Annotated in this window: 11 protein-coding genes; 3 read left to right on the top strand and 8 right to left on the bottom strand. The window is 34.7% G+C overall.

Features of this window, described 5'->3' with window-relative positions; translation table 11 throughout:
* Positions 1 to 46: 46 nt before the first annotated feature.
* The 3 genes from K8344_RS08390 (at position 47) to K8344_RS08380 (ending at position 5,652) form a co-directional block, all read left to right on the top strand.
* On the top strand, positions 47 to 580 hold the full coding sequence (locus K8344_RS08390; protein WP_237608284.1) for a hypothetical protein: 534 nt from the start codon (positions 47 to 49) through the stop codon (positions 578 to 580).
* Between the two features lie 393 nt (positions 581 to 973).
* A complete protein-coding gene (locus K8344_RS08385; RefSeq protein WP_237608283.1) occupies positions 974 to 4,183 on the top strand; it encodes a SusC/RagA family TonB-linked outer membrane protein in 3,210 nt (1,069 codons plus the stop codon).
* Between the two features lie 11 nt (positions 4,184 to 4,194).
* On the top strand, positions 4,195 to 5,652 hold the full coding sequence (locus K8344_RS08380; protein ID WP_185098399.1) for a SusD/RagB family nutrient-binding outer membrane lipoprotein: 1,458 nt from the start codon (positions 4,195 to 4,197) through the stop codon (positions 5,650 to 5,652).
* 372 nt (positions 5,653 to 6,024) lie between these two features.
* Here K8344_RS08380 and K8344_RS08375 read toward each other — a convergent pair whose 3' ends face one another.
* The 8 genes from K8344_RS08375 to K8344_RS08340 form a co-directional block, all read right to left on the bottom strand.
* Entirely contained in the window at positions 6,025 to 7,005 is a 981-nt protein-coding gene (locus K8344_RS08375; RefSeq protein ID WP_237608282.1) for a YpdA family putative bacillithiol disulfide reductase, read from the bottom strand.
* A 9-nt stretch (positions 7,006 to 7,014) separates the two neighbouring features.
* Positions 7,015 to 7,674 (bottom strand): ribulose-phosphate 3-epimerase, encoded by a 660-nt coding sequence (gene rpe / locus K8344_RS08370; protein ID WP_237608281.1) that lies wholly within the window; start codon positions 7,672 to 7,674, stop codon positions 7,015 to 7,017.
* A gap of 6 nt (positions 7,675 to 7,680) precedes the next feature.
* A complete protein-coding gene (locus K8344_RS08365; protein WP_237608280.1) occupies positions 7,681 to 8,079 on the bottom strand; it encodes a BLUF domain-containing protein in 399 nt (132 codons plus the stop codon).
* A 219-nt stretch (positions 8,080 to 8,298) separates the two neighbouring features.
* Complete coding sequence (locus tag K8344_RS08360) at positions 8,299 to 9,162, bottom strand: sigma-70 family RNA polymerase sigma factor (protein WP_237608279.1); 864 nt, start codon at positions 9,160 to 9,162, stop codon at positions 8,299 to 8,301.
* Between the two features lie 127 nt (positions 9,163 to 9,289).
* Positions 9,290 to 9,922: a hypothetical protein gene (locus K8344_RS08355; RefSeq protein ID WP_237608278.1), complete on the bottom strand. Its 633-nt coding sequence runs from the start codon at positions 9,920 to 9,922 to the stop codon at positions 9,290 to 9,292.
* Position 9,923: 1 nt separating this feature from the next.
* Entirely contained in the window at positions 9,924 to 10,475 is a 552-nt protein-coding gene (locus K8344_RS08350) for an RNA polymerase sigma factor (protein ID WP_237608277.1), read from the bottom strand.
* Positions 10,476 to 10,489: 14 nt separating this feature from the next.
* A complete protein-coding gene (locus K8344_RS08345; protein WP_237608276.1) occupies positions 10,490 to 11,527 on the bottom strand; it encodes a hypothetical protein in 1,038 nt (345 codons plus the stop codon).
* An 88-nt stretch (positions 11,528 to 11,615) separates the two neighbouring features.
* Positions 11,616 to 12,815, bottom strand: coding sequence for a glutamate-5-semialdehyde dehydrogenase (locus K8344_RS08340; RefSeq protein ID WP_237608275.1), 1,200 nt, complete (start codon positions 12,813 to 12,815; stop codon positions 11,616 to 11,618).
* Positions 12,816 to 12,824 lie beyond the last annotated feature (9 nt).

The following is a 12,824-nucleotide window of genomic DNA, read 5'->3' as shown; positions in this document are numbered from 1 at the left end:
ATTTTTTAATTTTACCAATACAACGAAATACAATAATTAAATAGATATGAAACAAATTTTGGGAATAGGCTCAAGGATAAATCACCCTACTTATGGAAAAGGAGTAATTACAAATGTTACTGCAAAAATGTATTGGGTAACTTTTATTGAAAATGGCCTAGAAACAATTGATATTGACGAAGATTTTGAAATTATTGAAGCGGCAGAGGACGAAGTAGATTCTGTAAGCTTTTACGAAGTAGAGAGAAGTCTTCGTGAAATCCTTAAAAAATGGAATGGCATAAGTGAAATTGTTCCTATTGCCGATAAGTGGAAAGGCGGAACCATAATTTTGCAGCCAGCCGATAGTAATTTAAGTTCTAAGGAAATTCCAATAGACACATTTTTTCATAAAATAGTAATGTTGCGAGATAGGCTTAGAGTGATGGAGCAAAAAATTAATTCTAATAAAGAATTAGATGAAAGTTTAAAAATTGACCTACAACAATATATTACTCGATGTTATGGAAGTTTAACAACTTTCAATGTTCTTTTTAAGAGTAACTCGCAAAATTTCAAAGGAGAACGAGCTTCAAAATAAATTGTAAATCTTATAAATTTAGAAACCTCAATTATTACATGGAGTAATTGAGGTTTTTTTATTCGTATAATATTGAATTTCTGAAAAAGGTCGTTATTGTGTTAAAATTCGGAAAAAATCAAATTTTGCGTTGTTTTAACTAAATTGTTAATAATGTGTGTGAAAATAATTTGACTCGCTTAATTTCCCCAATAAAGCTAATATTAGTGTTTGCGCAAGCTTCGAAGCGTAACAAAATCAGATGATTGTGAAAAAAATTGAATTTTTGAATATGATTTTTTCATTGATAAAAAATTCTTTTCAGTTAAATAATTGTGAATCTACATCCATTAAAAGTTGGAATTGTAAGATTTTATTGGCACTTTTGAGGTGCTAATTCAAACAAACAAAAAAATGAAAACAAAGTTTAGTGGAATTTTAACGCTATTATTAGCGTTAGTTGTGCAGCTCGCGGTTGCACAAGAAAAATCGATTTCCGGAACGGTGACTGATGACACAGGTCTGCCGCTTCCAGGAGTTAACATTATTATAAAGGGTACTAGTACCGGAACACAGTCTGATTTTGATGGTAATTATACTATCGAGGCTGCAGTAGGGCAAACACTCGTTTATAGTTATGTTGGTTTTGAAACCCAAGAGGTAGCTGTTGGGGCTTCAAATAACATGAATATTACTATGCAAGCCGGATCTGCTCTGGATGAAGTAGTAGTAACTGCACTTGGTGTATCTCGTGAGAAACAATCTCTTGGATACTCTACGCAGGAAGTAGGTGGTGACGATGTTGCTACTGTAAAAGGTAATAACTTTACGAATGCTCTATCGGGTAAAGTTTCAGGTCTTCAGATTAGACGAAACAACAACTTTGGTGGATCTACTAACGTGGTTATTAGAGGTAACACATCTTTAACTGGAAATAACCAAGCTTTATTCGTTGTTGATGGTGTGCCAATTAGTAATAGAAATACCAACTCTGCTGGACAAACGCAAGCTTCTGGTAACTATTATGACTACGGTAATGCCGCTGCAGATATTAACCCAGACGACATCGAAAGTATTAACGTACTTAAAGGTGCTGCTGCATCTGCACTTTATGGTTCACGTGCTGCAAATGGGGTTATTATTATAACAACTAAAAAAGGTAAATCTGCAAAAGGATTAGGTGTTACTCTTAATAGTAATGCAACTGTTGGTTTTATCGACAAAAGTACTTTTGCTGAATACCAAACTGATTATGGTCCTGGATATGGTGACTACTTCACTTTTGGTGATGTTGACGGTGATGGTATAGACGATCAAATTGAGAACTATGGAGATGATGCATCTTATGGTCCAGCTTACGATCCAAACTTATTTATCTATAAGTGGGATTCATTCGACCCTTCTTCACCAAATTACTTGAAGAAAACTGCTTATACGGCAGCAAAGAATGGCCCTATTACTTTCTTTGAAACTCCAGTAACACTTACTAACTCTATCTCTATTTCTAATGGTTTAGAAGGCGGTTCTTACCGTATGTCTTATACTAAATTAGATCAATCAGGTCTTATGCCAAATAGCCAGATAGATAGACATAACTTTATCTTTAGTGGAACTTACGATGTTAGTGAAAAATTAACTGCTAGTGGTTTTGCTAACTATATTAAGTCTGATGCACTTGGACGTAACTCTACTGGTTATACAGACAACGTTGTTGGTATGATGAAGCAGTGGTGGTCTAACAGTACAGACTTGCAGGCTCAAAGAGATATTTATTTTGCTACAAAAAGAAACGTAACTTGGAACCCAAATAGTACAACTCCAGGTGCAGCACCACTATACTGGGATAACCCATACTGGACACGTTACGAAAACTACCAAAATGATGGAAGAAGCCGTTTTATTGGTAACTTTGAGTTAAACTACGAATTGGCTGACTGGGTAAATGTAACAGGTAGAGTTTCTACTGATACTTACAATGAGCAACAAGAAGAGCGTAGAGCTGTAGGTTCTGGAGCTGTAAACTTTGGTGTTTCTCGTGGAAATGTTAATTCAGGTTACTTAAGAAGAGATATTACTGCTGTTGAAACAAACTACGATTTAATGTTCAACTTCAACACAGATATTACCGATAACTTAAGCTTTGCTGGTATCTTAGGTACTAACATTAGAAGAAGTGAATTTAATTCATTAACATCTTCTACTGCTGGTGGATTGGTAGTTCCAGGACTTTATTCATTACAGAATGGAGCTTCTCCAAATCCAAATCCAGTTGAACGTGCTGAGAAAGTTGGTGTAGATGGTGTTTACGCAAGTGCATCTTTCGGATTCGCCAATGTAGTATATTTAGATGGTACTATTAGAAGAGACCGTTTCTCTACACTACCAGAAGAAAATAGTTCATTCTACTACCCATCGATATCTACTAGTTTTGTATTTAGCAAAATATTAGATGTAAATGCAATTAGCTTTGGTAAACTTCGATTAAACTACGCTGAGGTAGGTAACGGAGCTCCATTTGATAGATTAGTTGATACTTATACAATTAATGGTGATATAGGAAACTCTATTCCTAATACAGCAAACAACGCCAACCTTAAGCCAGAAACTACAAAGAGTTACGAGGCAGGTTTAGAAATGAGATTTGCTGATAATAGATTAGGTTTTGATGTATCTTACTACAAATCAAACTCTATAGACCAAATTGTAACTGTTCCAATTTCTGCTTCTACTGGTTATACTGGTAAATTGCTTAATGCAGGTGAAATTGAAAACAAGGGGGTTGAAATATCATTAAACGCTATGCCAGTTAAGAATGATAACTTCACTTGGGCAATTAATGCAAACTGGACTCAAAACAAGAGTGAAGTAGTTGCTTTACCTGATGGAATTAAAAACCTACAATTAGGAAGATTCCAAGGTGGTGTTTCTATCAACGCTGAATTAGGACAGCCTTACGGTGTGATTTACGGACAAGATTTTGTTTACTTAAACGGTGAAAAAGTTGTTGATCCAGATTCTGGAAGATACCTTAAGTCTCCAAACTCTAATAATATTCTTGGAGATACTAACCCAGACTGGTTAGCAGGTATTACAAATACACTTACTTATAAAGATTTCTCTTTTAGTTTCTTAATTGATATCCAAGAAGGTGGAAGCCTTTTCTCTCTTGACCAATACTATGGTGAAGCGACAGGTCTTTATGCAAACACTTCTTATACAAACGATTTAGGAAACCCAGTGAGAAATTCACTTGAAAATGGTGGTGGATTTATCAACCCAGGTGTTAACCCTGATGGTTCTCCAAACACAACTAGAACTGATGCAAACAACTTTAGTGCATTTGGATATGATGCATTACCAGCTGCTGCATTTGTTTACGATGCTAGTTATATTAAGTTACGTCAAGTATCGCTTACTTATACTATGCCATCTAGATTCCTTGAAAACACATTCATGACTGGATTACAGTTTAGCGTGTCAGGATCAAACCTATGGATTATCGATAAGAATATTCCTTATGCTGATCCAGAAGCAGGTTTGAGTTCAGGTAACCTTCAAGGATATGTTACTGGTTCATTACCAACTACCCAAGATTACGGGTTTAACATTAAAGCTCAATTTTAATAAAAAAAAAGATGAAGAAACTAATTTTAATATTAACCGCGGCAGTTATGGCCGTGTCGTGTTCAGATAATTTAGAAGATCTGAATCAGAATATAAAAGATCCTACTAACGTAAGTGGTGAGAGTTTGTTTGCTTCTGCTCAAAAACAATTAGCAGATCAATTTGTAACGCCAAACGTAAACCTTAACAACTTAAGGTTATGGACACAACAATTACAGGAAACTACATATTTAGACGAAAGTCAATACGATCAAATCACACGTGCAATTCCTGACAACCACTGGAGAGAATTGTATCGCGATGTACTTAAAGATTTAAACGAAGCTGATAGAGTTATTGCAGCTACCGATAATGATTTAACAAACGCTCTTAAGCCTAATAAACTGGCGATTGTAGAAGTGATGACTGTATTTGCTTACAGTAACTTAGTAGAAACTTATGGAGATGTTCCTTATAGCGAAGCATTAGATATCGAAAATCTTTTGCCAGCTTATGATGATGCTGCTACTATTTACAAAGACTTACTTACTCGTTTAGATGCTGCTATTAGTAGTATGGATACTAGTGTAGGAAGTTTTAGTGATACTGAAGACATGATGTATTCAGGAAATGTGGAAAACTGGAAAAAGTTTGCTAACTCATTAAAGTTAAGAATGGGTATCATGCTTGCAGATGTAAATCCAGCACTTTCTCAATCTACTGTTGAGTCTGCTTACACAAGCGGTGTATTCACAAGTAATGCAGATAACGGCAGTTATATGTATCGTCCTGCAGCTCCAAACAACAACCCTATGAACGATAACTTAGTTCTTAGTGGTCGTAATGACTATGTTGCTGCTAAAACAATCATCGACTTGATGAACGATTTGGAAGACCCAAGAAGAGAAGTTTACTTTACTACTGTTGATGGAGAGTATATTGGTGGTGTTATTGGTGAGATTTCTGCTTACGCAGAGCACTCTCATGTAGCTGACCGTTTGGTAGATCCAGCTGAACCAGGTGTACTTTTATCTTATGCTGAAGTTAGATTTTTGTTAGCTGAAGCTGCTGCTAGAGGTTATGCTGTTGGTGGCGATGCTGCAACTCATTATGAAGCTGCTATTACTGCTTCTTTCGAATACTGGGGTGCTGAAGGCTTATCTGACTACTTAGCTTCACCTGCTGTTGATTACGATACAGCAATTGCTAATAGTTCTTCAAGCCCAGCTTGGAAACAAGTAATTGGTACGCAAGCGTATCTAGGTCTTTACAACAGAACTTTTGCTAGTTATAACTCTATTCGTCGTTTGGATTACCCTATATTAGTTGAGCCTACTGACGCTGAAACTGGTTTCCCAACACGTTACCTATACCCAGTTGGGGAGCAAACCTTGAACGAGGCTAACTGGAGCGCTGCTTCAAGTGCTATTGGTGGTGATGCTGCTGAAACTAGATTATTCTGGGATAAATTCTATACTTTCGATTTCTAATAAATCGATAATTATAAATCTAAAATCCCCGACAGCAATGTCGGGGATTTTTTTTGGAAGTATTTAATGGTTTATATTTTTAAATGCGTTTTTCTAATTCAATACGCTCTATTTATTGTCAATGAAAGTCAATTTCCCCTGTTACAAAATTTAATTATACAGAAAGGCTGTATTAGTCTCTTAAGAGGGTTATGAGAAGATTAGTGTTGAAAATAAAATGAATCTAGGGCTTCAAGTTGTTGCGTGAAATTTTTAATGAAATAAAGGGCTTTTAAATATTCCTGCACATAATATAGATGTCAGTGAAAGTCAAACTATATAATTTTTTTGAGGGCAAGTCTTGATTTTTTATTTCCAACTACCAAGTACCAACTATTTTAAAATATCCTGTATAATTATCTTGGCGTGTATTCTCGAGTTTTCGATAAACCATTTGTGAGTTTCCATACCACCGCATATTACTCCTGCAAGATATATCCCCTCCACATTGGTTTCCATTGTATCGGAATTGTATTGAGGAAGCCTTTTCTTGTCATTTGAGAGTTCTACACCTAATGTTTGTAGGAAATTAAAATCAGGTTTATAACCTGTAAGTGCTACTACATAATCATTCGGTAGGGTTATTTTACCTTGTGGCGTGTTTATTAAAACTTCGCCCTCTGTAATTTCTTCGATTTCAGAATTGAAATAAGCTTTAATGCTTCCTTCCTTTATTCTGTTTTCGATATCTGGTTTTACCCAGTATTTTACGCGTTCGCCAATTTTCGGTCCGCGAACTACCATGGTTACATCTCCGCCCTTGCGCCAAATTTCTAATGCCGCATCTACAGAAGAGTTACTAGCGCCCACAACAATAACATTCTGCATTACAAAAGGATGAGCTTCTTTATAATAATGCATCACTTTGGGAAGGTTTTCCCCAGGAACATTTAGAGTGTTTGGGATATCGTAGAAGCCAGTACTTACAATTATGTTTTTAGCCTTGTAATTATTTTTATCTGATTCAACATTAAAGCTGTCCTCATTCTTTTCAACGGAAATAATCTTTTCATATAAATTGATATTGAGATTATTTGATGTAGCTACACGGCGATAGTATTCTAAAGCCTCATTACGTGTTGGTTTAGGGTTGTTACTTATAAAGGGAATCTCATCAATTTCTAGCTTCTCTGAAGTAGAGAAGAAGGTCATATTTAGCGGGTAGTTGTAAAGCGAATTGGTAAGTGCTCCTTTTTCAACTACAATATAACTCAGGCCATTTTTTTTTGCCTCTAAGGCGCAAGCTATCCCAATAGGACCTGCGCCTATAATTAATACATCAAATATATTTTCAATTAAAGAAGTTTTAGACATAATTAAACGCTAGAGTACAATTTTCTTTAAATCTGTAATAGTTTTAGTAGGGTTACTCGCGCCAAACACATAACTACCTGCCACCAAAACGTCAGCACCTGCTTCTACTAGTTGTTTAGCGTTTTTATTGGTTACACCACCATCTATTTCAATTTTGGTAGTAGCGCCGTTGGCCTCAATAATTTTACGAAGTTGTTTTACCTTTTTATAAGTGTTTTCTATAAAGCTCTGTCCGCCAAAACCTGGATTTACACTCATAATGCATACTAAATCAATATCCTTTATAGTGTCTTCCAATAAAGCTACATTAGTATGTGGATTTATGGCAACACCTGCTTGCATTCCTTCGGCTTTGATAGCTTGAAGTGTTCGGTGTAAATGTGTACACGCTTCGTAGTGCACTGTTAATACATCGGTCCCTAAATTGGCGAATGTTTTAATATAGCGATCTGGGTCGATAATCATTAAATGCACGTCTAAAGGCTTTTTAGCGTGTTTGGCTATACTTTTTATAACTGGCATCCCAAACGAAATATTCGGCACAAAAACACCATCCATTACATCGAGGTGAAACCAATCTGCCTCACTAGCATTAACCATTTCAATCTCTCTTTGAAGGTTGGCGAAGTCTGCGGCAAGTATGGAGGGAGCAATAAGTGTGTTTTTCATGATAGCTTACAATAAGAAAGGTTCTAAAAGTCTTTTAATATTTGTTGGGTAATTATTATTTGAACTATATCTTGACAGATAAATATTTATTTTTTCAATATCATCTTTGTTTTTTAGGATACTAAACCTAGCGTCATAATTTTTAAAAATTCGGCTTTCAATTTTTTGATCTAAAACAATTAATATGTCTTTATGCCTATTATCCTTTCGTATAGTGGCGTAAAGTTCCTGAATGGTTTCCTTTTTTCCTTCGAGAACTTGAAGAAAAAAGTTGTTGTTATGAAGCAATATCCCTGAAATATTTGAGGAATTATTGAACTCTAAAACCTGGTTAAACAAGTTTTCTAATTCCGAATTTTTCATCGGTTGATGATCTTTACTTAAATAACAGATGGTGTGTTTCATTGGTTGGCAAAGTTACAAATTAGTTTGCAGTTTAAGAGGTTTTACTACCCGTAGATAGGATTATAGTTTGTATGAAAAAACCTCCGGTAATCAGCCGGAGGTTATTCATCAATCAAAAAACGAACAGTTGTTACCCTAATACTCGATTAGGTTTATACTGTTGGTTATCGTTAAAAGGTTTTGTTTTGTTTAGACTCAGCTAAAGATAAGTTTTTAAGTTTATCCTAAATAGGTCATTAAAATCTTACTTCTTGAGGTATGCTTTAATCTTCTAATAGCTTTTTCTTTTATTTGGCGTACGCGCTCACGAGTAAGATCGAAAGTTTCGCCTATTTCTTCTAATGTCATTGGTTGTTGATCGCCAAGACCGAAGTATAAACGGATAACATCTGCTTCACGAGGAGTAAGTGTTTCTAAAGCACGCTCAATTTCTGTTTTTAAAGATTCATGTAGTAAAGCACGGTCTGGATTTGGGCTTTCACCACTGCGTAAAACGTCGTAAAGGTTACTATCTTCACCTTCAATAAGCGGAGCATCCATGGATACATGACGGCCAGAGTTTTTCATCGACTCTTTTACATCACTAATCGTCATATCCAACTCTTTAGCAATTTCATCAGCAGAAGGAGGACGTTCGTTTGCTTGCTCTAGAGAAGCATACATCTTATTTATTTTATTGATGCTTCCAATTTTGTTAAGCGGTAAACGAACAATACGAGACTGCTCTGCTAAAGCTTGTAAGATAGATTGACGAATCCACCAGACGGCATACGATATAAATTTAAAACCACGAGTTTCGTCAAAACGTTGCGCGGCTTTAATTAAACCAAGATTTCCTTCATTTATAAGGTCGGGTAGGGTAAGACCTTGATTTTGATATTGCTTTGCTACCGAAACAACGAAACGTAGATTGGCTTTGGTTAATTTCTCCAATGCAACGTGGTCACCCGCTTTTATGCGCTGTGCCAATTCTACTTCATCTTCTGCGGTAATTAAGTCAACTTTTCCAATTTCTTGAAGGTACTTGTCTAATGAAGCAGTTTCCCTGTTGGTAACCTGCTTTGTAATTTTAAGTTGTCTCATTTAAGGTGTGTCCTGTAGATTAAGTTTTAAAACTTTTGTATTGGGTTATACGTAAGAATTCCTGTAAAGGTTACAAAAACTTAATAAAAAATTTGAATTATTTTTTTAGACTCTCTAAATGCGATGGTTAGTCTTCTATATAATTTGCTTTATCAAGTATTAAAGAATCTGCCGATTTGTTATTTTCAGAAATTAAACTGTCAATTTCTTCTTTATCAGACGTTATATACTGCTGATTTGTGTTGCTGTTGTAATAATGATAGTTTTTTGACACCTTAAATTCATTTTCATTAAATCTAGATGTAGCTTTTTCGTCTTTACCAATAACTTGATTAGATTTCAATTTATTTTCTTTAGCATTCTCTATTTTATCACCTTCAGAGTTTTCAATAGAAACATTCGAATTAGAAGTACTTTCAACTTTTTTATTAGAGTTATTTAACGTGTCTGTTGTCGAGGTTTTAAGGTTATTTGCTGTGTTTACCACTTCTTTTTTTAAAGTTAATTCCGAAGCATTGTCCATTTTCTGATCGGTTAACGAATTATTTTCTTCTTCACTGTCTAGGTTTATGATTAGGGTAACCCCAAGTAAAAGAACAACACTAATTGCGGTAAACCAATAATACATAATTTTCTCTCTTTTACGTTTTTCAGCATCTAACGAGATGTTTAGTCTTTCCCAAACCTTTGTGTTAGGTTCCTTTTTTCCGAATTGGAGCTTGTCTTCAAAAAGCTTTCCTATATCTTTTTTATTTTCCATTCTAAAGTGCTTTTGAACTGAGAATTTTCTGTGCTTCTTTTATTTTATCGCGTAAAATTAATTTTGCACGATAATAATTTGATTTTGATGTTCCTTCTGAAATATTCAAAAGCGAAGCGATTTCCTTATGTGAAAAATCGTCTAATTGGTATAAGTTAAACACCAGTCTGTATTGATCTGGAAGATCTTGTATTAATTTTAAAAACTGATTTAAAGATAGACTGTCTTCATTTTCTACTTCAATTTCGACTGAATCTTTTAGAATATCGTTATTAAATTCAATAGAAAAAGGTTTTTGTTCTTTGTATTTATCAATGGCCTTATAGATGGTTATTCGTTTCATCCACCCTTCAAAAGATCCTTTCCTTGAAAATGTTCTTATTTTTTGAAAAATTGTAATAAAAGCATCGTGCAAGTTATCCTCTGCATCAGCTTCGTTTCGGCAGTATTTCAGCGAAATAAAGAAAAGGCTATCCTTATACTTCCTGAATAGTTCGCTTTGAGCTGCTCGGTTGTTTTTACAACATCTCCTTATTAATTCGTCTTCTTTCAATTGTAACTATCCCTTTAAGAACATTCAATTACTTTTAAAACTAGGGGCATAGATGTTAACAGTTCTCCTGTAATAATGTCATCAAATCTAACATAAATTATTTGAGGATTTATAGTGTTTTCATACAGTAAGTTTACTATTGGGTTTATACCCGAAAGCATATCTTCGTAGTTTTCGTAATACGTAGTTCTAACTGTTGTAGGATCGTCTATTCTTGTAAATGGAAAAAAACATTCAAAATAGCTATCTAAATTGAAAATAGCTTTTTCTGAACCAGGACGAATTTCACATTCTTCAAACAGAAATTTTTTACAAGGTTCTGTGCATTCTTTTAATAACTGAAAACGGTCGGTACCATTCTCTATGGTCATCTGAGATTCGTCATAGCTAATTACTTTCCAATCGTAGTTCCACGCGTCTTTTACATCTTCATTACCTATTAAAAAAATATTGAGATGTAGTTCGTCTTCTATAAAATAGGTAATCCAAGTCCCCGCAAATGAGTTTTCATCGGAATACAATCCTACATTACCACTGTTGCTTACTTCAAAATAAGAACTATCATATTCACTATTTGGTCCTTCTATATGGCTGATTTTCCAAATACAAGAAGTTTCGGTTAGAATATTGTTACATGTGGTAATTTCGTCTGCAATTAAACATTTCTCTATAGCCTCTTTCAACTCGTCATTATTATTTATAGTGTAGGGCTCACCACTGTTTAAAGTACTTGTAATAGGATAGCTTAAGCTAATTGATTTCCCTTCTTCGAGTGTGCCTAAAAAGTCACTAAATTCACTATCACTATTTATAACCTGATAGCCGAAAATTTCAAAGTCTTCATCGTAAATAATCAAAGTGAATCCATAATTGAAGTCTATACAAGTAATTTCATTGGTAAAATCACTGTTGGCAGCCTTTTCAATCAATTGGTATAGTTCGGAGTTTACTTGTATAACCTGTGATGGATCGATTTTACCGAGCGGTTCATTTTCACAAGAGCCAAAAAAGACCATCAGGAAAAATAATGGAAATAGTTTAAGGATTTTCATAAGATGCTTGCTTAAGTTGTTTCCCTATAGTCTGATAATATTAAAAAGGTTGCGTTAGAAGGATTTTTAACATTTACTGAGTTAATTACTACACTCGAATATGGCCATTTCCATAAACGTAGTATTTATTAGTCACCAATTGCTTTAAACCTAAGGGGCCGCGATGGTGTAGTTTATCTGTACTAATAGCAAGTTCGGCACCAACGCCCATTTGTCCACCATCGGTAAAACGCGTAGAGGCGTTGTGGTAAACAGCAGCACTGTCTATGTTTTCCATAAAATTAGCTGCTTTGCTATTGTCTTCAGTTAGTATAGCACTTGAATGTCCACCACTGTATTTATTTATTTTTGAAATAGCTTGGTCTATGTTTTCAACTGCGCCAATTGCAATTTTCATTGCTAAAAACTCTTCATACCAAGTATTTTCATCGTCGATTAATTCTGAAGAAGAAAGTGTTTGTTTAACTTCAGAATCTACAATAATTTTCACTTTTGAAGCTTCGAGCACTTCTTTTAATTCTTGAAGTTTTGTTGCATAATTAGGGATGTTCTTATCTACTAAAACTTTATCTAATGCGTTGCAACCTGAAATTTTATCGGTTTTTGCATTGATAATCACCTCAAGAGATTTTTTCCAATCGGCATCTTCGGCTATGTACAAAAAATTGTTTCCACGACCACTAACTAAAACAGCACAATTGGCATTTTCCTTTACAAATTGAATTAAACGTTCACCACCACGTGGTACAATTAAATCTATTGGTTCATCAGGATTTTTTAAGAAGGCTTGTGTTTCTTCTCTGTTTAGCTCTAGCATTGTAATCCAATCTTTCTCAAGTCCGTTTTCTTGTAACGCTTCATGCCAGAATTTTATCAAAATTTTATTGCTGTTATAGGCTTCCTTACCGCCTTTTAATAGAATTTTATTATTGGCTTTAAAAGCAAGTACTGCAGCTTCGATAGTAACATCTGGTCTTGATTCGTATATAATCATAATAGTGCCAAAGGGAGCTGTTTTATTAATTATCTTAAGGCCGCTTTCCAGCTCTCTACTGCTTATCTCCTGGTTTATTGGGTCTTCCTGATCTTTAACTTCAGAAATAGCTTTTATCATACCATCAATCTTGGAGTTATCTACCACCAATCTGTCGTATAGTGCTTGATCGTTTTTTGTAAAAGCTTGTAAATCTTTTTCATTTGCCTTTAATAATTCCTCACGGTTTTTATCGATAATATTTATCATCAAATTTAAAACCTGATTTTTTAATTTTTCATCTATCAACTTCATATTCTCTTC

Source organism: Aequorivita xiaoshiensis (assembly GCF_022008395.1).
Classification (GTDB): domain Bacteria; phylum Bacteroidota; class Bacteroidia; order Flavobacteriales; family Flavobacteriaceae; genus Aequorivita; species Aequorivita xiaoshiensis.
This window is presented reverse-complemented; position numbering and strand designations above follow the sequence as displayed.